This window comes from Pseudomonas sp. Ost2, assembly GCF_018326065.1.
GTDB classification, from domain to species: Bacteria; Pseudomonadota; Gammaproteobacteria; order Pseudomonadales; family Pseudomonadaceae; genus Aquipseudomonas; species Aquipseudomonas gingeri.
This window is the reverse complement of record NZ_AP021904.1, coordinates 7,268,717-7,293,067: the sequence shown is the minus strand read 5'-3', so window position 1 is coordinate 7,293,067 and position 24,351 is coordinate 7,268,717. Positions and strand designations below refer to the sequence as shown.

At 62.9% G+C, this 24,351-nt stretch carries 20 protein-coding genes; 9 read left to right on the top strand and 11 right to left on the bottom strand.

Annotated elements, in window-relative coordinates:
- Window positions 1–84: 84 nt before the first annotated feature.
- The gene (gene pdxY, locus KI243_RS32445; protein WP_017129368.1) at window positions 85–957 is read left to right on the top strand and encodes a pyridoxal kinase PdxY; all 873 of its coding nucleotides are present in this window, start codon (window positions 85–87) and stop codon (window positions 955–957) included.
- 242 nt (window positions 958–1,199) lie between these two features.
- Here the strand turns inward: pdxY and KI243_RS32440 are convergent, their stop codons facing one another.
- Complete coding sequence (locus KI243_RS32440) at window positions 1,200–1,685, bottom strand: acyl-CoA thioesterase (RefSeq protein WP_017129369.1); 486 nt, start codon at window positions 1,683–1,685, stop codon at window positions 1,200–1,202.
- Between the two features lie 285 nt (window positions 1,686–1,970).
- Between KI243_RS32440 and KI243_RS32435 the strand changes: the two genes are divergently transcribed.
- A complete protein-coding gene (locus tag KI243_RS32435) occupies window positions 1,971–3,734 on the top strand; it encodes a cation:proton antiporter (RefSeq protein ID WP_017129370.1) in 1,764 nt (587 codons plus the stop codon).
- A gap of 133 nt (window positions 3,735–3,867) precedes the next feature.
- Here the strand turns inward: KI243_RS32435 and KI243_RS32430 are convergent, their stop codons facing one another.
- From KI243_RS32430 to uvrD, 4 genes are all read right to left on the bottom strand, one after another.
- Window positions 3,868–4,275 (bottom strand): SMI1/KNR4 family protein, encoded by a 408-nt coding sequence (locus KI243_RS32430; RefSeq protein WP_017129371.1) that lies wholly within the window; start codon window positions 4,273–4,275, stop codon window positions 3,868–3,870.
- Between the two features lie 134 nt (window positions 4,276–4,409).
- Window positions 4,410–5,282, bottom strand: a complete 873-nt coding sequence (locus tag KI243_RS32425; RefSeq protein WP_103032609.1) for a Tim44 domain-containing protein — start codon at window positions 5,280–5,282, stop codon at window positions 4,410–4,412.
- A gap of 191 nt (window positions 5,283–5,473) precedes the next feature.
- Window positions 5,474–5,914, bottom strand: coding sequence for an EamA family transporter (locus tag KI243_RS32420; protein WP_017129373.1), 441 nt, complete (start codon window positions 5,912–5,914; stop codon window positions 5,474–5,476).
- A gap of 38 nt (window positions 5,915–5,952) precedes the next feature.
- On the bottom strand, window positions 5,953–8,133 hold the full coding sequence (uvrD, locus tag KI243_RS32415; RefSeq protein WP_017129374.1) for a DNA helicase II: 2,181 nt from the start codon (window positions 8,131–8,133) through the stop codon (window positions 5,953–5,955).
- Between the two features lie 295 nt (window positions 8,134–8,428).
- On the opposite strand from uvrD, the gene KI243_RS32410 reads away from it, so the two are divergent.
- The 3 genes from KI243_RS32410 to KI243_RS33045 all read left to right on the top strand — a co-directional run bounded on the left by KI243_RS32410 (window position 8,429) and on the right by KI243_RS33045 (window position 12,784).
- On the top strand, window positions 8,429–11,305 hold the full coding sequence (locus KI243_RS32410; RefSeq protein ID WP_017129375.1) for a GGDEF domain-containing phosphodiesterase: 2,877 nt from the start codon (window positions 8,429–8,431) through the stop codon (window positions 11,303–11,305).
- A 210-nt stretch (window positions 11,306–11,515) separates the two neighbouring features.
- On the top strand, window positions 11,516–12,382 hold the full coding sequence (gene hexR, locus KI243_RS32405; RefSeq protein WP_017129376.1) for a transcriptional regulator HexR: 867 nt from the start codon (window positions 11,516–11,518) through the stop codon (window positions 12,380–12,382).
- Between the two features lie 210 nt (window positions 12,383–12,592).
- A complete protein-coding gene (locus KI243_RS33045) occupies window positions 12,593–12,784 on the top strand; it encodes a hypothetical protein (protein ID WP_083875491.1) in 192 nt (63 codons plus the stop codon).
- Here the strand turns inward: KI243_RS33045 and KI243_RS32400 are convergent.
- Window positions 12,726–13,688, bottom strand: coding sequence for a LysR family transcriptional regulator (locus KI243_RS32400; RefSeq protein ID WP_177087301.1), 963 nt, complete (start codon window positions 13,686–13,688; stop codon window positions 12,726–12,728). The genes KI243_RS33045 and KI243_RS32400 overlap by 59 nt on opposite strands.
- A gap of 199 nt (window positions 13,689–13,887) precedes the next feature.
- Between KI243_RS32400 and KI243_RS32395 the strand changes: the two genes are divergently transcribed.
- Together KI243_RS32395 and oadA are read left to right on the top strand one after the other, a co-directional pair.
- Entirely contained in the window at window positions 13,888–15,303 is a 1,416-nt protein-coding gene (locus tag KI243_RS32395; protein ID WP_017129378.1) for an acetyl-CoA carboxylase biotin carboxylase subunit, read from the top strand.
- An 11-nt stretch (window positions 15,304–15,314) separates the two neighbouring features.
- Window positions 15,315–17,123, top strand: coding sequence for a sodium-extruding oxaloacetate decarboxylase subunit alpha (gene oadA, locus KI243_RS32390; protein ID WP_017129379.1), 1,809 nt, complete (start codon window positions 15,315–15,317; stop codon window positions 17,121–17,123).
- Window positions 17,124–17,224: 101 nt separating this feature from the next.
- Here the strand turns inward: oadA and KI243_RS32385 are convergent, their stop codons facing one another.
- Complete coding sequence (locus tag KI243_RS32385) at window positions 17,225–17,530, bottom strand: hypothetical protein (RefSeq protein WP_177087299.1); 306 nt, start codon at window positions 17,528–17,530, stop codon at window positions 17,225–17,227.
- Between the two features lie 677 nt (window positions 17,531–18,207).
- Entirely contained in the window at window positions 18,208–19,257 is a 1,050-nt protein-coding gene (locus tag KI243_RS32380) for an autotransporter outer membrane beta-barrel domain-containing protein (RefSeq protein WP_244861926.1), read from the bottom strand.
- Here KI243_RS32380 and KI243_RS32375 point away from each other — a divergent pair.
- Window positions 19,156–20,361, top strand: coding sequence for a hypothetical protein (locus KI243_RS32375; protein WP_244861928.1), 1,206 nt, complete (start codon window positions 19,156–19,158; stop codon window positions 20,359–20,361). The genes KI243_RS32380 and KI243_RS32375 overlap by 102 nt on opposite strands.
- Before the next feature lie 506 nt (window positions 20,362–20,867).
- Here the strand turns inward: KI243_RS32375 and KI243_RS32370 are convergent.
- Genes KI243_RS32370 through KI243_RS32360 form a run of 3 tightly spaced genes read right to left on the bottom strand, consistent with a single transcriptional unit; the run spans window position 20,868 to window position 22,637 of the window.
- Window positions 20,868–21,539, bottom strand: a complete 672-nt coding sequence (locus KI243_RS32370; RefSeq protein WP_212810300.1) for a GNAT family protein — start codon at window positions 21,537–21,539, stop codon at window positions 20,868–20,870.
- A gap of 18 nt (window positions 21,540–21,557) precedes the next feature.
- On the bottom strand, window positions 21,558–22,004 hold the full coding sequence (locus KI243_RS32365) for a GNAT family N-acetyltransferase (protein WP_177087288.1): 447 nt from the start codon (window positions 22,002–22,004) through the stop codon (window positions 21,558–21,560).
- Window positions 22,005–22,013: 9 nt separating this feature from the next.
- A complete protein-coding gene (locus KI243_RS32360) occupies window positions 22,014–22,637 on the bottom strand; it encodes an FMN-binding negative transcriptional regulator (protein ID WP_177118216.1) in 624 nt (207 codons plus the stop codon).
- Window positions 22,638–22,753: 116 nt separating this feature from the next.
- Between KI243_RS32360 and KI243_RS32355 the strand changes: the two genes are divergently transcribed.
- On the top strand, window positions 22,754–24,304 hold the full coding sequence (locus KI243_RS32355; protein WP_177118215.1) for a PLP-dependent aminotransferase family protein: 1,551 nt from the start codon (window positions 22,754–22,756) through the stop codon (window positions 24,302–24,304).
- Window positions 24,305–24,351: the final 47 nt, after the last annotated feature.

Genomic DNA, 24,351 nt, shown 5'->3' with positions numbered 1-24,351 from the left:
TAACTGGCTCGCCGGCCTGTCGTACAGGCTCTGTTTCGTCGCATACTGCGCGGCTTGAATCCATCTGCCTTTCGGGAATCCGGAATGAAACGCACTCCTCATCTGCTCGCCATTCAATCCCATGTGGTTTTCGGCCATGCCGGCAACAGTGCGGCGGTTTTTCCCATGCAGCGGGTCGGGGTGAATGTCTGGCCATTGAACACCGTGCAGTTCTCCAACCACACCCAGTACGGGCAGTGGGCCGGGGAGGTGCTGGCGCCCCATCAGATTCCCGAACTGGTGGAGGGCATTGCCGCCATCGGCGAGCTGGGCAACTGCGATGCGGTGCTGTCCGGTTACCTGGGCAGTGCCGCCCAGGGCCGCTCGATTCTCAGCGGTGTGGCGCGGATCAAGGCGGCCAACCCAAAGGCCCTGTACCTGTGTGATCCGGTGATGGGCCATCCGGAGAAGGGTTGCAGCGTGCCGACGGAAGTCAGCGATTTCCTGCTGCAGGAAGCGGCGGCGATGGCCGATATCCTCTGCCCCAACCAACTGGAGCTGGACAGTTTCTGCGGGCGTTCGCCACAGTCGTTGTTCGATTGCCTGGCAATGGCGCGCAGCCTGCTGGCCCGCGGGCCGAAGGTGGTGCTGGTGAAGCACCTGGCCTACCCGGGCAAACCCGAGGACAGCTTCGAAATGCTCCTGGTGACCGCCGAAGGCAACTGGCACCTGCGCCGTCCGTTGCTGGCGTTTCCACGCCAGCCGGTGGGTGTCGGCGACCTGACCTCGGGCCTGTTCCTGGCGCGCGTGCTGCTGGGCGACAGCCTGGTGGCGGCATTCGAGTTCACGGCCGCCGCGGTGCATGAGGTCCTGCTGGAAACCCAGGCCTGCGCCAGTTACGAACTGGAACTGGTGCGCGCCCAGGATCGCATTGCCCATCCACGGGTGCGTTTCGAGGCGTTGCCGATCAGCGTGTAGGGCGTTGTCTGGATCCTGTGGGAGGAAGGCGCTGCCGATCAGCATGTGGGCGCCGTCTGAACCCTGTGGGAGCGGGCTTGCCCGCGAAGCTTGTTGCGCCCTTCAGAGCCCTTTCGCGGGCAAGCCCGCTCCCACACAAGCCTGCTCCCACATAAGCGGGCTCTCACACAAGCCCGCTCCCAAAACAAGCCTGTTCCTGCGCAAGACTGCGCCCAGAAAGCACAGCTCCCAGGCCCTTACCGCTAGGGTGCGTCGGCCTTGATTTCCTGGTAGCGCTTTTCCAGTTCCTGGCGAATCTGCCGGCGCTGCTGCGCCTGGATGAAGCGCCGCTTGTCCTCGCTGGTCTGCGGCTGCAATGGCGGGACCGGCGCCGGCTTGCGCTGGTCATCCACCGCGACCATGGTGAAGAAGCAGCTGTTGGTATGGCGCACCGAACGCTCGCGGATGTTCTCGGTCACCACCTTGATGCCCACCTCCATCGAGGTGTTGCCGGTGTAGTTGACCGAGGCGAGAAAGGTCACCAGCTCGCCGACATGGATCGGCTCGCGGAAAATCACCTGGTCCACCGACAGGGTCACCACGTAGCGGCCGGCATAACGGCTGGCGCAGGCGTAGGCCACTTCATCGAGGTACTTGAGCAGGGTGCCGCCGTGGACATTGCCGGAGAAGTTGGCCATATCCGGGGTCATCAAAACGGTCATCGACAGCTGGGCATTTCCGGGTTCCATAGCACGCTCACGGTAGGGTAGGCAGGGACGGGTTCAGGCACCTCTGCGGGCGCTTGCTTCATTTTCTCAGACGCTCGATAACGGGACGCCGCCGATCGGGCCATCGTCACGCACCCGGGGATCTGTTTCTACATATTGCACCGGCTTTTTGTCGGAAGTCCCGGTGTTAACCTTCAAAAAGCCATGCCATAGAAAATTCTTACACCTGGAACGGTGATCGCTCACAACTGATGGAGTTGTGAGCGGTTGTCCGGTTGTTCGCGAAAACACAAGGAGCGTCACGCCATGCATGCCATCAGTTTTATTCAGGACCTGGCCGTGATCATGCTGGTGGCGGGTGTAGTCACCATTCTGTTCCACCGCTTCAAGCAGCCGGTGGTCCTCGGCTACATCGTCGCCGGTTTCATCATCGGCCCGCACACGCCGCCTTTCGGCCTGATCCATGACGAAGAGACCATCAAGACCCTGGCCGAACTCGGGGTGATCTTCCTGATGTTCTGCCTGGGGCTGGAGTTCAGCCTGGGCAAGTTGTTCAAGGTCGGGGCGACGGCGTTTATAGCGGCGTTCCTGGAAATCGTCCTGATGATCTGGATCGGCTACGAGATCGGCCGCTGGTTCGACTGGAACACCATGGATTCGCTGTTCCTCGGGGCGATCCTGGCGATTTCCTCGACCACCATCATCGTCAAGGCGCTCAATGACCTGAAGATGAAGAACCAGCGCTTCGCGCAGCTGATCTTCGGCGTGCTGATCGTCGAGGATATCCTCGGCATCGGCATCATCGCCCTGCTGTCGAGCATCGCCGTCAGCGGCACGGTGAGTTCCGGCGAAGTCTTCTCCACCGTCGGCAAGCTGTCGTTGTTCATGATTGTCGCCCTGGTGATCGGGATCCTGCTGGTGCCGCGGCTGCTGGCTTATGTGGCCCGCTTCGAAAGCAACGAGATGCTGCTGATCACCGTGCTGGGGCTGTGTTTCGGTTTCTGCCTGCTGGTGGTGAGGCTCGAATACAGCATGGTGCTGGGGGCGTTCCTGATCGGCGCGATCATGGCCGAATCGCGCCAGTTGCTGAAGATCGAACGCCTGATCGAGCCGGTTCGCGACCTGTTCAGCGCCATCTTTTTCGTCGCCATCGGCCTGATGCTCGATCCGGCGGTGCTGCTCGACTATGCCTGGCCGATTGCCGTGATCACCGTGGCGGTGGTGCTGGGCAAGATGCTCTCCTGCGGCCTGGGGGCCTTTATCGCCGGCAATGACGGCCGTACTTCGCTACGGGTCGGCATGGGGCTTTCGCAGATCGGCGAGTTTTCTTTCATCATTGCCGCGCTGGGCATGACCCTGCAGGTGACCAGCCACTTCCTCTATCCGGTGGCCGTGGCGGTATCGGTGATCACCACCTTGCTCACGCCCTACCTGATCCGGGCGGCGGACCCGCTGTCGCTGAAGCTGGCCGCGGTGGTGCCGCGTCGTATCGGGCGGGTGTTCAGCCTCTACGGCGAGTGGTTGCGCAGCATTCAGCCCCAGGGCGAAGGCGCGTTGCTGGCTTCGATGATCCGGCGAATCCTCCTGCAGGTCGGGGTCAACCTGGCGCTGGTGGTGGCGATCTTCTTTGCCGGCGGCTTTTTTGCGCTGCCGATCGCCGCTTACCTGGAAGGCTGGGTCAGCGAGCCGAGCTGGCACAAGGCATTGATCTGGGGCGGAGCGCTGCTGCTGTCGCTGCCGTTCCTGATCGCCGCCTATCGCAAGCTCAAGGCGCTGTCGATGTTGCTGGCGGAGATGGGGGTGAAGCCGGAGATGGCCGGGCGGCATACCCAGCGCGTACGCCGGGTGATCGCCGAAGTGATCCCGATCCTTTCGCTGCTGGTGATTTTCCTGCTGCTGTCGGCACTGTCGGCGAGCATCCTGCCGACCAACGAATTGCTCATGCTGATCGCCGTGGTCGCGGCGGCTGTGGCGGCGGTGCTGTGGCGCTGGTTCATCCGCGTGCATACGCGGATGCAGGTCGCCCTGCTGGAGACCCTGGAGAACAACAAGGATGCGGCAGGGCACTGAGGTCCAGGCACCGATTTCCACCTGTGGGAGCAAGCTTGCTCGCGATCCGCCACAGGCGGCCATGGATCTCTGGCACCCGCAAGATTGCTATCGCCGGCAAGCCGGCTCCCACGGGTCAGCGATGTCGCGTTGATCAGCTTTCCAGCCAGACGTCCCGCGCCCAGTGCCAGACCGATTCCCAGGACTCCTCGGTGATCAGCTCTTCTTCGCCGGACCACAGCACCACGGTGCCGTCTTCCTCGACGCAGTAGTAGTTGTCGCCGTCCTGGCAGATCGGGATCAGGTCCCGCGGTACACCGCTGTCCCAGGCGTTCGCGGCCACGTCGGGCAGGTAGGTATGGGACTGCGGGTCGGTGACGGTCACCGGCTCCAGGCTGCCATAGACCACGTCGCTGACGGTCAGGAGGAATTCCTTGAAGACGAAGGGAATGTTGATGAACAACTCCTCTTCCACTTCGACCAACTGGTCCTCGTCGGGCAACTCCAGGGGCACCGGTACCGGTTCGTTGGCTTCACGCAATTGTTCGATGACTTCTTCCACGGCCTCAATCCTCTTGCTTCATGGCGCGGTGTGTATGACGCGTTTTATACAGTAGCTTGCTACAAGTGCAATCGTGAAATGCAAAACCCCGGACAAGTCCGGGGTTTTTTATTGCTGTAGGCAAAGCGCCTGGATCAGCCGTTCTGGCGGATACCTGCGACCAGCCAAGGCTGGTTGTCGCCTTGCGGGCGTTCCATGTTCCAGCTTTCGCTGAAGGCCTCGCCCTGGTCGAAGCGCGAGGTCTTCGACACGCCGCTGAAGGTCAGGGTGGCGATGGTCTTGTCGGCGCGATCGTCCAGGCCGTCCAGTTGCACGTGGAGGTTGTCGATGTAGGTGGACTGGAAGCCGTCGCCCAGGTCTGCGCGTTCCTGCTTGAGGAATTGCAGCATCTGCGGGGTCACGAACTCGGCGATCTTGTCCATTTCATTGGCGTCCCAGTGCTGCTGCAGCGACTGGAAGTGGCTGCGGGCGGCTTCCAGGAAGCGCTCCTCGTTGAACCAGGCCGGGGCGTTGATCACGCGACGAGGCGCTGCCGGGGCAGCCGAACCGCCGAAGATCGAGTTCTGTGCCGGGGCCGGTTGTTCGAACACTTCACGCTGGTACGGCGCGCCGGCCGGAGCCAGGTGCTCCTGCTGCTTGCGGCGACGGGCGGCGATAAAGCGGAAGATCACGAAAGCGATGACCGCCATGATCAGGATGTCGAAGAACTGCATGCCCTGGAAGCCGCCGCCCATGAACATGGAGGCGAGCAGGCCACCGGCGGCGATGCCGGCCAATGGGCCCAGCCAGCGCGAGGCGCCGCCGGCCTTGGCCGCCGCGCCCGCGGCACCGGCCGCACCTACAGCCGCCGCACCGCCGGCTGCGCCAGCGGCAGGAGCCATCTGGCTGGTCTGGTGGCTCGGAGCCGAGCCCATGCTTTTGCCGCCGCCAAAGCGCTTGGCGTTGGCGTCGAGGCTCATCGTCAGGCCGATGCAGAGCGCCAGGGCGATGCTAAGAAAACGTTGCATAAGGGAATTCCCGTTTGTGGAGTGCACGCGCGCCATACTGCACAGGTGAAATGTTACTGGCTAGCGAGAGAGTGTTTCCGGCTTTTGCCTGATCCTCTCATTCCAAAGCTGAACATTTCATGAAAGGCAACAGGACCAATACTCATCGGTCTGTCATGCATGTCATCAAGCTTTGTATGAAATCTTCTGGATTAGCGTCGGAAAGCTAGCAATACCACGCCGGCCGTAATCATCCCGATGCCGCCCCACTGCCGCAGGTCGAGCTTCTCTCCCAGCAGCAGGACACCGATGATCGCCACCAGCACCACGCTGAGCTTGTCCACCGGTGCCACCAGCGAGGCCGGGCCGACTTTCAAGGCGCGAAAGTAGCAGAGCCAGGAGGCACCGGTAGCCAGGCCCGACAGCAGCAGGAACAGATAGCTCCTGGCGGATATCGAGCTCAATGACTGATATTGGCCCGTTGCGTACAAAATCAAGGCCAGGCTGATCAGGACCACCACGGTGCGCAGCAGGGTGGCGAAGTCCGAGTTGACGTTATCGATGCCGATCTTCGCGAAAATCGCGGTCAGGGCGGCGAAAGTCGCCGACAGCAGGGCCCAGAATGTCCACGAGGAAAAAAAGCCTGAACCCATGATATTGCGCTCTCCGTCGACGGATCGTTCCACCGGCCTCAGATGGCTTCCAGCTTGGCGTAGCCGAGCATCAGCCACTTGCTGCCTTCACTGAAGTTGACCTGCACCCGGGCCTGGGCGCCGGCGCCCTCGAAGTTGAGGATCACCCCGTCGCCGAACACGCTGTGACGCACCGCCTGGCCCAGGCTGAAACCGGTATCGGGGATATCGCTGCCGCCAAACAGGCTGCTGCTCTGCTGCTGGCCGCCGCCGAACGGGCGGCTGACACTGTTGGACAGCCGCACTTCCTGGATCAGTCCCTTCGGCACTTCGCGGACGAAGCGCGACACCTTGTTATAGGTCTCGCTGCCATACAGGCGCCGGGTTTCCGCGTAGGTCATGACCAGGTTCTGCATGGCCCGGGTAATCCCGACATAGGCCAGGCGCCGTTCTTCCTCCAGACGCCCCGGCTCTTCCAGGCTCATCTTGTGGGGGAACAGGCCTTCTTCCATGCCCACCAGGAACACGTAGGGGAATTCCAGGCCCTTGGCGCTGTGCAGCGTCATCAGCTGGATGCTGTCTTCGTGCTCGTCGGCCTGGGTATCGCCGGCTTCCAGCGAAGCGTGGCCGAGGAAGGCGGCCAGCGGCGACAGGTCTTCCTCTTCTTCGGAGGCCTCGAAGTTGCGCGCGGCGCTGACCAGTTCCTCGAGGTTTTCCACCCGGGCCTGGCCTTTCTCGCCTTTTTCCGCTTCGTGATAGGCGATCAGCCCGGATTGCTCGATGACGATCTGGGTCATCAGGTGCAGCGGCGTGTCCCTGGTTTTCGCGGCCAGGTTCTCGATCAGCTCGATAAAGGCAGCCAGCGCGCTGGCGGCGCGACCGGTCAGGCCTTTATTGGCGATCAGCTGGCCCATGGCTTCCCACATCGACACATCGCTGTGGCGGGCGTGCTCGCGGATGGACTCGACGGTCTTTTCGCCGATGCCGCGGGCCGGGACGTTGATCACCCGTTCCAGCGCCGCATCGTTGCCCCGGCCTTCCAGCAGGCGCAGGTAGGCCATGGCGTTCTTGATCTCGGCGCGTTCGAAGAAGCGCTGGCCGCCGTAGATCCGGTAAGGGATGCGCTCGCGCAGCAAGGCTTCTTCCAGCACCCGCGACTGGGCGTTGGAACGGTACAGAATGGCGATGTCGCTACGGGCCAGGCCGGTCTTCAGCGCGCTTTCGATGGTTTCCACCACATAGCGCGCTTCGTCGTGCTCGTTGAAGGCGGCGTAGAGGTTGATCGCCTCGCCTTCGCCGCCGTCGGTCCACAGCTCCTTGCCCAGGCGCCCGGTGTTGTTGGCGATCAGGGCGTTGGCCGCCTTGAGGATACCGGCGGTGGAGCGGTAGTTCTGCTCCAGGCGGATGGTCTCGGCGTCCGGGAAGTCTTCGGAATACTGGTAGATGTTCTCGATTTTCGCCCCGCGCCAGCCATAGATCGACTGGTCGTCGTCGCCGACCACCATCAGGCTGTCGCCGCCCTTGGCCAGCAGGCGCAACCAGGCGTACTGCACGGCGTTGGTGTCCTGGAACTCGTCGACCAGGATGTGCCGGAAGCGCTTCTGGTAGTGCTTGAGCAGACCTTCGTTGTTGCGCCACAGATCGAGGGCGCGCAGCAGCAGTTCGGAGAAGTCGATCACGTTGGCGCGGGCGCAGGCGGCCTCGTAGGCCTCATAGATGCCGCGCATGGTCGCCAGGAACAGGTCGCCGCTGGCCTGGATATTCTGCGGGCGCAGGCCTTCGTCTTTCTGGCCGTTGATGAACCATTGCGCCTGGCGCGCCGGCCAGCGCTGTTCGTCCAGGCCCAGTTCGCGGATCACCCGCTTGACCAGCCGCTGCTGATCGTCGCTGTCGAGGATCTGGAAGGTCTGGCTCAAGCCGGCCTCCTGCCAGTGCGCCCGCAGCAGGCGGTGTGCCAGGCCGTGGAAGGTGCCGACCCACATGCCGCCGGGGCTGATGCCCATCAACTGCTCGATACGATGACGCATCTCGGCAGCGGCCTTGTTGGTGAAGGTCACCGACAGGATCGAGTAGGGCGAGGCGTTTTCGACCTGGATCAACCAGGCGATACGGTGCACCAGCACCCGGGTTTTACCGGAGCCGGCACCGGCCAGGACCAACTGACGGCCAACGGGGGCTGCTACGGCCTGGCGTTGGGCATCGTTGAGGGAGTTCAGCAGAAGGGAGAGATCATCGCGCATCGGCGCATTCTAGGGTGCTGGCTGCGGGCGGGCAAACCCTAATGCCGGGTGGTCGATATCGGACAGTCGCAGGGGGGCAATCGGGTCCAGAGGCCCGGCCGGAGAAAAAACAGCGCCGATGACGACCGGTCGGTCACTGCCCGCAGGCGGCGCCGGCTCTGACTTCGCCCTGTATCGAAGGGTTTTGCCGTGGGTAAATCCGTTGCATTTTATGACCTGGAGCAGTTTGGTCCGACCGGATGCTTGTGTATGCTCCTGCGACGTTTATGGCTCAATCATTATAAGAACAATGCCCATGACTCACAGCTTCGATGCGCTGAGCCCCTCCGTGGAGGCTGGGCGGGTTATCCGCAAGCAGTTCGCCACCGAGTTGGCGGTCGAGCGTACGCGCCTGTTGTATCAGGGCTCGCTGCTGCCCACTCTGTTCATGCTGATCAATGGCCTGGTCTGCGCCTGGTTGCTCTGGAGCCCGCAGCGCTACCTGCTGGTCAGCACCTGGCTGGTATGGCTGATGGCGCTGGTGGCCCTGCGGGTGATCCAGGTCGCGGCCTTCGATTCGGCGATTCCCAGCCGCCAGGCCCAGCCGATCTGGCGCCGCATGTTCCTGTTGGGCTCCGCCGTCAGCGGCCTGACCCTGGCCTGCGCCGGTATCGCCCTGGTGCCCACCGACAGTTTTCTCGAGCAGGCCTGGGTCTTCGGCCTGATCGGCGCAGCGACCCTGTCCGCCAGCGTCGCCTACGCCGTGAGCATCACGGCTTTCCTGAGTTTCACCTTGCCCTGCCTGCTGCCGGCCATCGCCTATCTGTTCTGGGGCGGAAGCGGCGCGCAACAGGGCTGGGGCTGGCTCGGCCTGATCCTGCTGGTATCCCTGAGCGTGGTGGCCCTGCAGATCAACCGGCTGATCCAGCGCGGCCTGTTGCGGCGTTTCCAGAACCAGGCGCTGATCGAGAACCTGCAACAGGCCCAGTCCCGCAGCGAGCAGCTCAACCAGGAGCTGGCCCGGGAGGTCGAACAGCGGCGCCGCGCCGAGCTGGAGTTGCGCGAAGCCCAGGTCGGCCTGGAAAGCCGCGTCGCCCAGCGCAGCCTGGAGCTGGACCTGGCGAACCGCGCCCTGAGCAAAAGCGAGACGCGCCTGGCCCTGGCCCTGCAGGCCAGCGAACTCGGCCTGTGGGACTGGAACCTGCAGACCGACGAGGTGCATCACACCCAGATCAAGGAACTGTTCGGCCTGGATCCCGAATACGTGACGGCGATGCTCAGTCACCTCAAGCCGCGCCTGCACCCCGAAGACCTGCCGGCGCTCAAGCGCGCCCTGGTGGAGCACCTGAAAGGCCGCACCGAGGACTACCTGATCGAATACCGGGTCCGCCATGGCGACGGCCACTGGGTATGGATCGAAGACCGTGGACGGGCGGTGGAGCGTAGTGCCAGTGGTCGCGTACTACGGATGGTCGGCACCCGCCGCGATATCAGTTCCCACAAGGAGCTGGAAGGGCAGCGACAACTGGCGGCAACGGTGTTCGAGGCCGCCAGCGAAGGCATCGTGATCTTCGACCCGAACTACGCCCTGCTGGCGGTCAACCAGGCCTTCAGCCGGGTGACCGGCTACCAGATCGAGGACATGCTCGGGCGCAATGTCGTCGAACTGCCCTGCAGTCGCGATGCCCGGCGGCACTACTCGATGATCCACCAGTCCCTCGAGCAGCATGGCAGCTGGCAGGGCGAACTGGTGGAAGCGCGCAAGAACGGCGAACTGTATCCGCAATGGCTGCAACTGAATGTCGTGCGCGATGCTCGGGGAAAAGTCAGTCATATTGTGGGCTTCTTCGCCGATCTTTCGGCCCGGCGCGAATCTGAAGAGCGCATGCGCTACCTGACCCACTACGACGAGCTGACCGGGCTGGCCAATCGCTCGCTGTTCAAGGAACGCCTGCGCGAAGCCAACCAGCGCGCCCGGCAGGGCGGGCGCAGCCTGGCGTTGCTGCATATCAACCTGGACCGCTTCAAGCTGCTCAATGACAGCCTCGGCCATGAAGTCGCCGACCAGCTGTTGCAGAAAATGGCCCGGCGCCTGGTGAATGCACTGCCGGAGGCGGACACCATCGCCCGGCTGTCCGGCGATGAGTTCGCCGTGCTGTTCGATGCCTACGGCAATCTCTCCAGCCTGGCCCGGGTGGCGACCCGCCTGCTCGGCAAGCTGCGGCTGCCACTGACGGTGGAGGGGCATGAGCTGGTGGTGAGCGCGTCCATGGGCATCAGCCTGTTGCCGGACAGTGCGCGGGAAATCCCGGCGCTGGTCAGCCAGTCGAACATCGCCATGCAGCATGCCAAGCACCTGGGCGGCAACAACTTCCAGTTCTACACCGACAGCCTGCAGGCCAGCACCCTCGAACGCCTGCAACTGGAAAACCAGCTGCGCAAGGCCATCGACGAGCAACAATTGAAAGTCTTCTACCAGCCCAAGCTCTGCCTCGCGACGGGCCGGCTGAACGCCGCCGAAGCCCTGGTCCGCTGGGATCATCCGTCCATGGGCCGGGTGCCGCCCGGGGACTTTATCGGGCTGGCCGAGGAGACCGGGCTGATCGGCCCCATCGGCGAGTTCGTGCTGCGCCAGGCGTGCTGGCAGGCCTGCGAGTGGCAGCGCCAGGGCCTGGCGCCGGTGCGGGTTTCGGTGAACCTGTCGGTGCACCAGTTGCGCCAGGGCAAGCTGGTCAGCCTGGTGCGCCAGGTGCTCGAGGAAACCGGTCTGGCCCCGCACCTGCTGGAGCTGGAGCTGACGGAGAGCCAGTTGCTCGACAGCGTCGAGCACATCATCGCGACCTTCCAGCAGTTGCGCGACCTGGGGGTGAAGCTCGCCATCGATGACTTCGGCACCGGCTATTCGTCCTTGAGTTACCTCAAGCGCTTCCCGGTGGACTACGTGAAGATCGACCAGACCTTTATCCGCGGCCTGGACGAGGGCTCGGAAGACGCCGCGATCACCCGCGCGATCATCGCCATGGCCCACAGCCTGGGGTTGAAGGTGGTGGCCGAGGGCGTGGAGAACCCGCAGCAGTTGGAGTTCCTCAAGCTGCATGGCTGCGACGAGGTGCAGGGCTACCTGATCAGTCGGCCGGTGGAGGCGACGGAACTGGTGCAGTTGCTGCGCGCCGACAGCGATACCCGGTCGTGATGAAACGAGGGATGGAAAATCGTCCCGAAAGAAATTTTTATTCCGTTGGGCCTCGGCGAGAGTGGCTTGCCACAGCGGCTACATGGCCTATGCGGCGCGGCAACAGGGAGCCTGGTTACGCAATGGAACGGGCAATCGGCGATTTCATGTAGTATAACTACAAGACTGCTACATCCCAGGCGTTCGCCCATAACAATCGAGTCCAGTCCTTTGAATCTGTTGCAACACATCGCCCAGTCCCGCAACCTGCTTCGCAAATCGGAGCTCAAGGTTGCCGATCACGTGCTGCTCGACCCGGCGGCGGTGATGCACAGTTCCATGGCCGATCTGGCCCACAGCGTGGGTATCAGCGAGCCGACCATCGTGCGTTTCTGCCGGGCCATCGGCTGCTCGGGTTTCCAGGATCTCAAGCTCAAGCTGGCGCAGAGCCTGGCGGCCGGCGCCAGCTTCGGGCAGTTCGCGATCCACGAAGACGATTCGGTCGCCGACTACAGCCTGAAGATTTTCGACACCACGTTGCATACCCTGATGGAAGTGCGCGAGAAGCTCGACCCGGCCGCGCTGCAGCGGGCGGTGACGGCCATGTCAGCGGCCCAGCGCGTGGAGTTCTACGGCTTCGGCGCGTCCGGCGCGGTGGCGGCGGATGCCCAGCACAAATTCTTCCGCCTGCTGCTGACCGCCGCGGCCTATTCCGATCCGCACATGCAGGCGATGTCGGCGGTCACGCTCAAGCCCACCGACGTGGCGATCTGCATTTCCCAGTCCGGGCGTTCCAAGGACCTGCTGATCACCGCCAACCTGGTGCGCGAAAGCGGCGCGACCCTGATCACCCTGTGTCCGAGCCAGACGCCACTGGCCGAGCTGTCGACGGTCAACCTGGCGATCGATGTGCATGAAGACACCGAGATCTATACGCCGCTGACCTCGCGGATCGCCCACCTGGTGGTGATCGATGTACTGGCGATGGGCGTGGCCATGGCCCGTGGCCCGAGCCTGGTGAACCACCTCAAGAGCGTCAAGCGCAGCTTGCGCAGCCTGCGCTTGTCGCCCAAGTCGGTGAAGGCGCTGGACGACTGATAGCCGTTGGGTGCGCGGTGCTCCCTTCGCGGGCAAGCCCGCTCCCACAAAGCCCGAAAAAACCTGTAGGAGCGGGCTTGCCCGCGAAGACGACCGAACAGGCGCTTCATTATCCAAGGCAATATTCATCTGCCTGTCACCCGCCTGCCGCCAAATCGTAACGCCCGGCGTCCATCTTGAAAGTCTCTTACCTACCCTGGGAGACTCGAAATGGCCCGGCACCACGAAGAGCAAAGCAGCGTCAAGACCCGTCGGCAGCAGGAAGATCAGCGCCGCATGGAATTCCGTCGCGCGATCGAAGACCGCACCGAACTGCGCCAACTGCAACAGGAAATCGCCGCACTCAATTACTGGCAGGCGGACTCGGCATCCGACCGTCGAAGCGCTCAACCAGCCCGCTGATCTGCAAGCGTTCACTACGGATAAACCCCAGGAACGCATGGGCGACCGGTGACAGGCGTTTATCCCTGGCCTGAACCACGCACCAACTGCGATAGAGCGGCAGTTCTTCCACCGGCAGTTCCCGGAGCACGCCGGTCGCCAGTTCCAGGCTCAGGGCATGGCGCGTCAACAGCGCCAGGCCCAGCCCCGCCACCACGCACTCGCGCTGGGCCTCGCCCGAGGTCACTTCCAGTGTCTGCGAGAAGTGCACGCGCTTTTCCTTGAAGTACTCCTCGCAGGCCATCCGCGTGCCCGATCCCGGTTCGCGCATCAGCAGTGTGTAGGGCTCCAGGTCCTGCAGGCGCAGCGGGCCCATGTGGCACAACGGATGGTCGGGACGCGCCACCGCCACGATCGGGTTGTTCAGGAACGGCAGGAACTCCAGGCCCATGTCCTGGGGCACCATGGACATGATCAGCAGGTCATCGCGGTTGTCCGACAGGCGGCGCAGCGCCTGCGCGCGGTTGACCACCGTCAGGTGCAGGTTGACCTCGGGGTGCTGGCGCTTGAACGCGGCGAACAGGTGCGGCACGAAGTACTTGGCACTGGATTCCACCGCCAGTTTCAGTTGCCCCTGCAGCGAACCCTGCATGTCCGAGAGCTGCATATCGAGGTTTTCCAGGCGGCCGAAAATGTCCCGGCTCGCGCGCTGTAACGCTTCAGCCGCCTCGGTCATGTAGAGCTTCTTGCCGACATAATCAAACAAGGGCTGGCCGATCAGCTCTTCCAACTGACGAATTTGTAGGCTCACGGCAGGTTGTGTGAGAGACATTTCGTCGGCTGCGCGGCTATAGGAACGCAGGTCGCAGACTTCATTGAAAATCTGCAGTTGACGCAATGTCATACGCATCAATGACTTACGCATTTTCGGCGAACACTCTCGGGTCTCGGGTCGGCCAACTATAAGTCATTGCTTATGAGCGACCCAATAATTATTGATTTTGGTTTATCGCTGGGTAGGACTAGTGTGATGACGCGACTGGCTTGAAACATCTGGTCACGCGCCGACCCGTTTTTCCGGCTGTAAACCGGGTCGTTTGTTCCAGCGGCTTAGGAATTTCCAAGTGATAAAAAAGATCCTGATCGCCAACCGTGGTGAAATTGCCGTACGAATCGTGCGTGCCTGCGCCGAGATGGGCATTCGCTCGGTCGCGATCTATTCCGACGCCGATCGCCATGCCCTGCATGTGAAGCGCGCGGATGAGGCCCACAGCATCGGCGCCGAGCCGCTGGCCGGTTACCTGAACCCGCGCAAGCTGGTGAACCTGGCCGTGGAAACCGGTTGCGACGCGCTGCACCCCGGCTATGGTTTTCTCTCGGAAAACGCCGAGCTGGCGGACATCTGCGCCGAACGTGGAATCAAGTTCATCGGTCCGTCGGCGGAAGTGATCCGTCGCATGGGCGACAAGACCGAAGCCCGCCGCAGCATGATCAAGGCCGGCGTGCCGGTCACTCCGGGCACCGAAGGCAACGTCTCGGGTATCGAGGAAGCCCTCACCGAAGGCGACCGTATCGGTTACCCGGTGATGCTCAAGGCCACCTCCGGTGGTGGCGGTCGCGGTATCCGTCGCTGCAACAGCCGCGAAGAACTGGAACAGGCGTTTCCCCGGGTGATTTCCGAAGCGACCAAGGCCTTTGGCTCGGCGGAAGTGTTCCTGGAAAAATGCATCGTCAATCCCAAGCACATCGAGGCACAGATCCTCGGCGACAGCTTCGGCAACGTGGTGCATCTGTTCGAGCGCGACTGCTCGATCCAGCGCCGCAACCAGAAGCTGATCGAAATCGCCCCCAGCCCTCAGCTGACCCCGGAACAGCGTGCCTATATCGGCGACCTGTCCGTGCGCGCGGCCAAGGCGGTGGGCTACGAGAACGCCGGTACCGTGGAGTTCCTGCTCGCCGAGGGCGAGGTGTACTTCATGGAGATGAACACCCGGGTGCAGGTGGAACACACCATCACCGAAGAAATCACCGGCATCGACATTGTCCGTGAGCAGATCCGCATCGCCTCCGGCCTGCCGCTGTCGGTCAAGCAGGAAGACATCATCCATCGCGGTTTTGCCCTGCAGTTCCGGATCAACGCCGAAGACCCGAAGAACAACTTCCTGCCCAGCTTCGGCAAGATCACCCGCTACTACGCGCCCGGCGGTCCCGGCGTGCGCACCGATACGGCGATCTACACCGGCTACACCATTCCACCGTTCTACGACTCCATGTGCCTGAAGCTGGTGGTCTGGGCGTTGACCTGGGAAGAAGCGATGGACCGTGGCCTGCGGGCCCTGGACGACATGCGCCTGCAAGGCGTGAAGACCACCGCCGCCTACTACCAGGAAATCCTGCGCAACCCGGAATTCCGCAGCGGCCAGTTCAATACCAGCTTCGTTGAAAGCCATCCTGAACTGACCAACTACTCGATCAAGCGCAAACCCGAAGAGCTGGCCCTGGCCATCGCCGCCGCCATTGCCGCCCACGCAGGCCTGTGAGGAATATGACAATGTCCAAGAAGATCCATGTAACTGACACCATCCTGCGCGACGCCCACCAATCGCTGCTCGCCACCCGCATGCGAACCGAAGACATGCTGCCGATCTGCGACAAGCTCGACAAGGTCGGCTACTGGTCCCTGGAAGTCTGGGGCGGCGCGACTTTCGACGCCTGCGTGCGCTTCCTCAAGGAAGACCCGTGGGAGCGCCTGCGCCAACTGCGCGCGGCCCTGCCCAACACCCGCCTGCAGATGCTCCTGCGCGGGCAGAACCTGCTGGGCTATCGCCACTACAGCGATGACGTGGTCAGGGCCTTCGTCGCCAAGGCGGCGGTCAACGGTATCGACGTGTTCCGTATCTTCGACGCGATGAACGATGTGCGTAACCTGCGCGTGGCCATCGAAGCGGTGAAGGCGGCGGGCAAGCATGCCCAGGGCACCATCGCTTACACCACCAGCCCGGTGCACACCATCGAGGCGTTCGTGGCCCAGGCCAAGCAGATGGAAGCCATGGGTTGCGACTCGGTGGCGATCAAGGACATGGCCGGCCTGCTGACCCCTTACGCCACGGGCGAACTGGTCAAGGCGCTGAAGGCCGAGCAGTCGCTGCCGGTGTTCATCCACTCCCACGACACCGCCGGCCTGGCCGCGATGTGCCAGCTCAAGGCGGTGGAAAACGGTGCCGATCACATCGACACCGCGATCTCCAGCTTCGCCTGGGGCACCAGCCATCCGGGCACCGAGTCGATGGTCGCGGCCCTCAAGGGCAGTGAGTTCGACACCGGCCTGGACCTGGAACTGCTGCAGGAAATCGGCCTGTACTTCTACGCCGTGCGCAAGAAGTACCACCAGTTCGAAAGCGAGTTCACCGCCGTCGACACCCGCGTGCAAGTCAACCAGGTGCCGGGCGGGATGATCTCCAACCTGGCCAACCAGCTGAAAGAGCAGGGCGCCCTGAATCGCATGGGCGAAGTGCTGGCGGAGATTCCGCGGGTGCGTGAAGACCTCGGCTTCCCGCCGCTGGTAACCCCGACCTCGCAGATCGTCGGCACCCAGGCGTTCTTCAACGTGCTGGCCGGCGAGCGCTACAAGACCATCACCAACGAGGTGAAGCTGTACCTGCAAGGCGGCTACGGCAAGGCGCCGGGTACCGTCAACGAGAAGCTGCGGCGCCAGGCCATCGGCAGCGAGGACGTCATCGACGTGCGTCCGGCCGACCTGCTCAAGCCGGAAATGGTCAAGCTGCGGGGCGAGATCGGTGCCCTGGCCAAGTCGGAAGAGGACGTGCTGACCTACGCCATGTTCCCGGATATCGGGCGCAAGTTCCTCGAAGAGCGCGAGGCCGGCACCCTGGTGCCCGAAGCGCTGCTGCCGATTCCTGAAGCCGGCGGCGTGCGTGCGGCAGGCGGCGAGGGCGTACCGACCGAGTTCGTCATCGACGTGCACGGCGAAACCTACCGCGTCGACATTACCGGTGTCGGCGTGAAGGCCGAAGGCAAGCGGCACTTCTACCTGTCCATCGATGGCATGCCGGAAGAGGTGGTGTTCGAGCCGCTCAACGAATTCGTCGGTGGCGGCAGCAGCAAGCGCAAGCAGGCCAGCGCGCCGGGCCATGTCAGCACCACCATGCCGGGCAATATCGTCGACGTGCTGGTCAAGGAAGGCGACACCGTGAAAGCCGGCCAGGCCGTCCTGATCACCGAAGCGATGAAGATGGAGACCGAAGTGCAGGCAGCGGTTGCCGGCAAGGTCACGGCCATCCACGTGGCCAAGGGCGACCGGGTCAACCCTGGCGAAATCCTTATCGAGATCGAAGGCTGAACGACAGCCTTCGACTCACAACGATTTATACCTCGGGGGGCATGTGCCCCTTTTTTTTTGCCTCCTGCCCGGAGCAACAACGTCGCGGCTGCCCAGCGGATTCAGGCTGGCACTATCGTGATACGCCCCGACAGCTGGATCTCCTCCGGCACGGCGCTGACGGTGGCATAGTAGCCTGTAACAGTGACCTCGCCGACTTTGTTGGGAACGATGAACGAGATGGTTTGCCAATCGATGATGTCGAAACTGACGAGATTGGGGGCATCGTCGCCGCCCTTCGAGAAGTGGAACTGATAGAGCCCGCTGAATGCGTTTACGATTGGGCCCCTGAGCGTGAGGACCTCCCCTACGGTCGCTTTATCCGGCAGCTCGACTCTGGGTTTTGCCTGCAGTGTTTTGGTAATCATTTTGCGCCTCCTGCGAAATGACAGTCCCGATCAACGGTCGGGCCTGGATGACGGCATCGAACATTCATTGATGATCAGGTTCTGGCGGGCTCACGCCGGCTTGATGTCGAGCGTTCCGAAGATGTGTGCCTCCAATGGCACGGAGGTGCCATTGGAATATTGCCCTTCGACAACGTGCTCGCCGAGCTTGTCGGGCACGATGAACGAGATGCTGTCCCAGTACGAGCGGTGGATGGGGACGAAGAAGGGGTTTCGGGGCCGCGAAATTCGAGCTTATAGATTCCGCTGAATGCGTTGACGGGCCGCCCCGTGATCATGACTCTTTTCCCCACGACCGCCTCTTCCGGCATATCGGCTTTGGGGCTGTCTTGTAGTGTCTTATCAAACATTTCGCACCTCATTGCTGAAGTTCATCCATGCCCGTTGCCGGGTGGGCGAGCGGGCGACGTCTTCAGGCTACGAGGGTTTGGAGAGGCTCATCTACTGTCAGAAATGACAGTCCTGATCAGCGGTCAGTCGAGGTCGTACAGGGGCCGTGCAGGAGCCGGATCGCCGGCGATGAGGCTCGCGCGTCTTGCTGCGTTCTGGCGGGCGCCATCGCCAGCAAGCCGGCTCCTACGGGTCATGGGGTGTTTTCAATCGCCCGTTTTTTCAACCGAGCGGGCGGCGGGTTCTGCTTAAAAAGCCATCTTCCACTGGCCCATGACCCCGTTGCTGCGGCTGCTGCTGCCCATTTCGCCGTTGTAGGCCACGCCGATGGAATGCCTGGCCGACAGGTTGAGGTCCAGGCCGGCTTCGACCACCAGGCTGTCGCGGTCCTGGCCGATGGCCTTGGTGTTGAAGGTTCTGCCGGTCACCTGGTTGAGCTGGGTACTGGTGTCGTCGAGCGCCCCGTACAGATGTTTCCAGCCCGCGCTCAGGCGTGGGGCCAGGCTCATGCCGCTGTCCATGTTCCTGATGCTGGCGGTGCGCAGGCCGAAGGTGGTGCTGAAGTTGTCCAGGGTCTGGGCACTGGCCTTCAGTGCGGCTTCGCCGCCTTTTTCCGTATAGCCCTTGCGCGAGTAACGCTCGTAGCCGAGGTTGGCGAAAGGTTCGGCGATCAGGCTGCCGCTGCCCAGGTTGTAGCCGAGTTCGGCGAAGGCCTGCTGGCTGGTGGCGTCGTAGTTGCCGGCGAGACGGTCCTTGTAGCTGCCGAACTTCACGTTGCGCTTGGTCTTGCCGGAGTGGTCGCTATGGATCGCGCCGAGGCGCAAGGCCACCGGCCCGCTCTGGTGCAGGGCGTAGGTGCCGACATGCCAGCTGTCGAGATCGCCTTCGAAGCGGCTGGCTTTATGCTCCGATTGCGACTTGCCACCCAGCAGGCCCACCCGCCATTCATTGTCCAGGGCCCAGTCGACGCCCATCACCAGGCCCTTGGTGTTCTGTTCGAAAGCCTTCGTTTCCGTGGGCTGGTCGAAGGTGCTGGCGTTGTTCAGGGCCTGTACCCACAGGCGGGTGTCATTGGGCTTGATCTGCGAATGACCCGACAGCGAGACCTGGCCGGGCGCGCCGTTTGCTCCAGCGAGCAGGCGCTCCGAGGGGGCGTTGCCGAGCTGGCGCATGGCCGAGAGGGCACTGTTGCCCACTTGGCTGGCGCCCTTGAGGGTCGCCCGGCCAAGGTTGGCGTTGGCCGCGCCGGACAGCTGTGTCCAGGCATCTCTTTTGGCCTGGGCGTTCAGGCCGGCCAGGGCATTTTGCAGGGGGGATTCGACCGGTTTGGGGATGGGCTTGCCGACATTGCCGCCTTGTCCTCCTTTTTTTGGATCATCCTGCTGAGGCTTGTTTATGGTTTCGGCGGCAGTGAGCCGTTTTTCCAGTTGGGCATTACTCTTCCTGATTTCTTCGCGGAAGGCTTTATCCTCGGCATCCATTCTTTCGATAGTGTTTGTGTTATCGGTGATCCTTTTGTCATGGCTCACGATGCTACTGGCGTTGGTTTGATGGGCTGTGGTGTTGTCGGTGATCCTGTTGTCATGGCCCGCGATATTGCTGGTGTTGGTTTGATGGGCGCTGGTGTTATCGGTGATCCTTTTGTCATGGTCCGCGATGCTACTGGCGTTGGTTTGATGGGCGGTGGTGTTGTCGGTGATCCTGTTGTCATGGCCCGCGATATTGCTGGTGTTGGTTTGATGGGCGCTGGTGTTATCGGTGATCCTTTTGTCATGGTCCGCGATGCTACTGGCGTTGGTTTGATGGGCGGTGGTGTTGTCGGTGATCCTGTTGTCATGGCCTGCGATGTTGCTGGCGTTGGTTTGATGGGCGCTGGTGTTATCGGTGATCCTGTTGTCATGGTCCGCGATGCTACTGGCGTTGGTTTGATGGGCGGTGGTGTTGTCGGTGATCCTGTTGTCATGGCCCGCGATGTTGCTGGCGTTGGTTTGATGGGCGGTGGTGTTGTCGGTGATCCTGTTGTCATGGCCCGCGATGCTACTGGCGTTGGTTTGATGGGCGGTGGTGTTGTCGGTGATCCTTTTGTCATGGTCCGCGATGTTGCTGGCGTTGGTTTGATGGGCGGTGGTGTTGTCAGTGATCCTTTTGTCATGGCCTGCGATGCTGTGGGCGCTGGCTTGGATAGCAGCCGTATTGGCCGCGATATTGCTCAGATTGGTTTCGACAATACCGATGTTCGTGGCGATAGGCTGGGGCGCCGGCGTCCCTTGAGAGAGCGGTGGCTGCGAAGTGGGGGCAATCGGAGCTTCCCACCACGTACCGCCCTCTGCGGTCGTTCCGAGGTACCTGGCATTCGGGTTGACAGGCCGGCTGAATATTGGCGTTGGCTGGCTGACTTGTAATGGAGGGACGGCGACATTTGGAGGCATGCATGACAGGCAGGGTGGCGGGAGCGCAGGTGTGTATACCGGAACAGCAGAACCGTCGGGCTGGATGTATGCCTCATAGGCTCCCCCTGGGCCCGCGTGAGGCTTGACCAGAAAAACGCCGGCAGAGGTGGGCGCTGTGCTGACTTTCGCGTAGGCGCCTGGTTCTAGAATTTGTCGGTGTCGTAAGTCCTGAGCCAGCACGTGTTGAGCCGTTAGTCCGTTCAGCGCCAATGTCAGTGCAGCAGCAAGGTGGGTCTTCTTGGGGGACATTCCATTTCATCCTCGGAATAAATCGAGGCGGAAATGTATCTATCCATGTAATCGATAAATGTCGGGCTTTTTACCCGTCTTTTGCGCGAGATGTCGCCGCTTGCGCGGCGATTTGGTGGCGTCTGCGGAGGCGTGTGGGCCAGCGGTGGCCGAGGTGTCAGTCACCGCGTTTTCGGGGTGGCGGGCGCTGTGCTTGCAGGTTGTGCGGGTTAACCGCGGCACTCGGCCAGGGTCTTGATCTGGCCGACCGCGCCGAAGTTCTCTTCCGACAACCAGCGCTCGAATCCGGCATTCACCGCCGGCCATTCCGAATCGATGATGCTGTACCAGGCCGTGTCGCGGTTCTTGCCCTTGACCACCATGTGCTGGCGGAACACGCCTTCGAACTGGAAGCCCAGCCGCTCGGCCGCCGCCCGGGAGCGGGCGTTGTCGTTGTTGCACTTCCACTCCAGGCGCCGGTAACCCAGGGCGAAAGCTTCTCGGGCCAGCAGGTAGACCGCCTCGGTACTTTTGGGCGAACGCTGCATCGGTGCGCCGAAGGTGACGTGGCCGATCTCGATACGGCCCTGGGCCGGGACGATCGACATCAGGCTGAGGAGGCCCTGGACCTCGCCATTGGCCTTGTCGATGACGGCGAAGAAATACGGGTCGGCGCTCGCCGCATGGCCGTCGAGCCAGTCATTGAACGCGCTGCGTTGCGGGAACGGCCCGTAGGGCAGGTAGTTCCACAACTTCGGGTCGGCGCCGGGGCCTTCCAGGGCGCGAAACAGGTCATCGCCATGGCGCGCGGGGTCGAGCTTTTCCAGGGTGATGAAGCGCCCCTCGAGGTGGCGGGTGGATGGCGTCGGCGCGCCTTGCCAGTTGGCTACGGGTGTGGACATGACGCTTTCCTCGGGGGCTTACAACGCGTGGCGAAATTGAATGAAACCGGGGCGCTCGGCAATCCGCTCGTACAACTGGATGGCCGTGGCATTGGTTTCGTGGGTCAGCCAGTGCACTTTACTGCAATCGGCCCGGGCCGCCGTGGCATAGACGTGCTCGATGAGCAATCGGCCAAGGCCCGTCCCGCGTTGGCCGGGCGCGACGAACAGATCCTGAAGATAGCAGGAATTCTGCACGCTCCAGTTCGAGCGGTGGTAGATGAAATGCACCAGGCCCACCGCCTTGCCGTCCTGCCAGGCGAGGGCGGCATGGGTGGTTTCGGCCGGGTCGAGAAAACGCTGCCAGGTCGACTGGTAGACCGCGTCCGGCAGCTCGGTTTCGTAGAACTTCAGGTAGGCCTGCCACAAGGGACGCCAGGCGGCCTGGTCGGCGGCGCTGACCGGACGGATTTCGAGGGTGCTCATGCAGACTCCTTAACGCATCAAATGGGCGAGGGCTTGGTCCTGGCTGTCGGCGCTGGCCGCCAGCCCTTGTTGTACACCGGCGATGTCGGCGGCGCTGCGGTTCTGGCTGAGCTTGCGCTTGCCTTCCAGGCGCTGGATCGGCAGGGCAAAACCGACGATGGCCCTGAGCATGCTGTCGATGTACGGCGCGGGGGCATCGTCGACTTTCCAGGGCTGGTCCCGACCCGCTTCATGCCGGTCGGTCAGGGCACTGACCAGGTTGCGCAGGCGCTCGGCATCGTCGAACACCTCGGCCTCGCCGTAGGCGTGCACGGCCACGTAGTTCCAGGTCGGCACGACTTTGCCGTGCTCGGCCTTGGCAGGATAGAAGGACGGGCTGACATAGGCATCGGCCCCCGCAAAGATCACCAGGATTTCGCCGCCCTCGGCCAGTTCCCGCCACTGCGGATTGGCCCGGGCCAGATGGCCGTAGAGCGTGCCGTTGGGACCTTGCCCGGGGGCCAGCAGCAGCGGCACGTGGCTGGCTTGCAGGCCAAGCTTGCCGTGGGTGACCAGCGTCGCCAGGCGGGTGTCCTGAATATGCCGTTGCAAGGTGAGCAGATCCTGCTCGGAAAAAGCGCTCGGTGTGTACATGGAGATTTTCCTTGGCGAATGCCTGCATCCTAGGCAGGCTATTGGTTGCTTGTAAGAGCCATTAGTGATGATTTTCGTAGGTCCATTTCATCGATCCATTTCACAGGTGCAACGCTATGCCCAGTCCTTCATTGCCGCTGCCGTTCGATCCCGCCGGGATTTACCTGGACCCGGCCAAGGGACTGAGTCACCAGCTCTACCAGGCCCTGCGCCTGCGGGTGCTGGACGGACGCCTGGCCAGCGGCAGCCGCTTGCCGGCCAGTCGCGACCTGGCGGCAGCCCTGGCGATTTCCCGCAATAGTGTCGTGCGCGCCTATGACCAGCTGTACGCCGAAGGCTTTATCGAGGGCCGCATCGGCGATGGCACCTACGTTGCCCAGTTGCCGGAAAAGTCTCTGCCGATCAAAAAGTTGTCCACAAAAGTATCCACAGGGTTTTCAACAGGCTTACCCACAGGGTTATCCACAAAATCGACTGAAACCGCTGGGATTACATCCAGTAAAGTTATCCACAATCGTGCCTTGCAGCGGATCGAGAACAACCCTTTGCACGCACCGCCATCGGGTCCGCCGCGGGCTTTCCGGGTCGGCGTACCGGCGTTCGATCTGTTCCCTTTTGGCGTCTGGGCCAAGCTGCAGGCGGCTTTCTGGCGCAAACCGGACTTGCAGCTGCTGTGCTACGGCCAGTCGGCGGGGGAGGAGCGCCTGCGCGGCCTGATCGCGGCTTATCTGCGCGGTTCCCGAGGCTTGTCCTGCACGCCTGAACAAATTGTGATCACCAGCGGCGCACAACAGGGCATCAGCCTTTGTGCACAGTTGCTGGTGGACCCCGGCGATGGCGTCGCTGTGGAAAATCCCGGCTACCGCGCGGCGCGGCTGGCCTTCGCGGTGGCGGGGGCCACACTGCATGGTGTGGCGGTGGACCACGAGGGCCTGGACTGCGCCGCACTCGCGCAATTGCCGGACTGTCGGCTGGCCTATGTGACGCCGTCCCATCAATACCCCACCGGGGTGATCATGAGCCTGGCCCGGCGCCTGGAACTGCTGGCCTGGGCCGAGCGCAGCGGCGGCTGGATCGTCGAGGACGACTACGACGGTGAGTACCGCTACAGCGGCGCGCCCCTGGCCCCCCTGGCCGCACTCGATCGACAGGGGCGGGTGTTGTATGTCGGCACCTTCGGCAAGATTGCCTTTCCGGCGTTGCGCCTCGGCTACCTGGTGCTGCCGCCGACGCTGGTCGAGGCCTTTTCCCAGCGGCGGGCACTGGATATGCGGCACTCGGAGGTCAGTACCCAGGCGGTGATGGCCGAGTTCATGGCCGCCGGGCACTTCCAGCGGCATATCCGCCGCATGCGCCGGGCCGCCCTGAGCCGGCGCAACACCCTGCTGGCCCATTGGCCGCAGGCTATCGCGGGGTGCGGTCCATTGGCGGAGGTCGCGGCGGGCCTGCACGTGACGGTCCCGGTGGAGAGCCTGGAGCGGGAACAGGAGCTGATCGCGCTGGCGGAGAGCGTCGGGGTGGAAATCAGCCCCCTGAGCAGCTACTGGATGACCCAGCCGCTGCCGCCCGAAGACCGGCGCGCCGGCCTGGTGCTGGGGTTTGCCGCGGTGCCCGAGGCCGATATCGAGTCGGCGCTGGCACGCCTGGGTAAGGTCTGGAAGCGCTAGCCGCGTCGGGTATTAACCGGCTATCGCAGGCAAGTGGGCAGTCGATG

Bases quoted from the DNA above. Each gene is read 5' to 3' on its own strand.
- pdxY (WP_017129368.1), top strand. From the start codon at position 85: ATGAAACGCACTCCTCATCTGCTCGCCATTCAATCCCATGTGGTTTTC.
- KI243_RS32440 (WP_017129369.1), bottom strand. From the start codon at position 1,685: ATGGAACCCGGAAATGCCCAGCTGTCGATGACCGTTTTGATGACCCCG.
- KI243_RS32435 (WP_017129370.1), top strand. From the start codon at position 1,971: ATGCATGCCATCAGTTTTATTCAGGACCTGGCCGTGATCATGCTGGTG.
- KI243_RS32425 (WP_103032609.1), bottom strand. From the start codon at position 5,282: ATGCAACGTTTTCTTAGCATCGCCCTGGCGCTCTGCATCGGCCTGACG.
- KI243_RS32420 (WP_017129373.1), bottom strand. From the start codon at position 5,914: ATGGGTTCAGGCTTTTTTTCCTCGTGGACATTCTGGGCCCTGCTGTCG.
- uvrD (WP_017129374.1), bottom strand. From the start codon at position 8,133: ATGCGCGATGATCTCTCCCTTCTGCTGAACTCCCTCAACGATGCCCAA.
- KI243_RS32410 (WP_017129375.1), top strand. From the start codon at position 8,429: ATGACTCACAGCTTCGATGCGCTGAGCCCCTCCGTGGAGGCTGGGCGG.
- KI243_RS33045 (WP_083875491.1), top strand. From the start codon at position 12,593: ATGGCCCGGCACCACGAAGAGCAAAGCAGCGTCAAGACCCGTCGGCAG.
- KI243_RS32400 (WP_177087301.1), bottom strand. From the start codon at position 13,688: ATGCGTAAGTCATTGATGCGTATGACATTGCGTCAACTGCAGATTTTC.
- oadA (WP_017129379.1), top strand. From the start codon at position 15,315: ATGTCCAAGAAGATCCATGTAACTGACACCATCCTGCGCGACGCCCAC.
- KI243_RS32385 (WP_177087299.1), bottom strand. From the start codon at position 17,530: ATGATTACCAAAACACTGCAGGCAAAACCCAGAGTCGAGCTGCCGGAT.
- KI243_RS32370 (WP_212810300.1), bottom strand. From the start codon at position 21,539: ATGTCCACACCCGTAGCCAACTGGCAAGGCGCGCCGACGCCATCCACC.
- KI243_RS32365 (WP_177087288.1), bottom strand. From the start codon at position 22,004: ATGAGCACCCTCGAAATCCGTCCGGTCAGCGCCGCCGACCAGGCCGCC.
- KI243_RS32360 (WP_177118216.1), bottom strand. From the start codon at position 22,637: ATGTACACACCGAGCGCTTTTTCCGAGCAGGATCTGCTCACCTTGCAA.
- KI243_RS32355 (WP_177118215.1), top strand. From the start codon at position 22,754: ATGCCCAGTCCTTCATTGCCGCTGCCGTTCGATCCCGCCGGGATTTAC.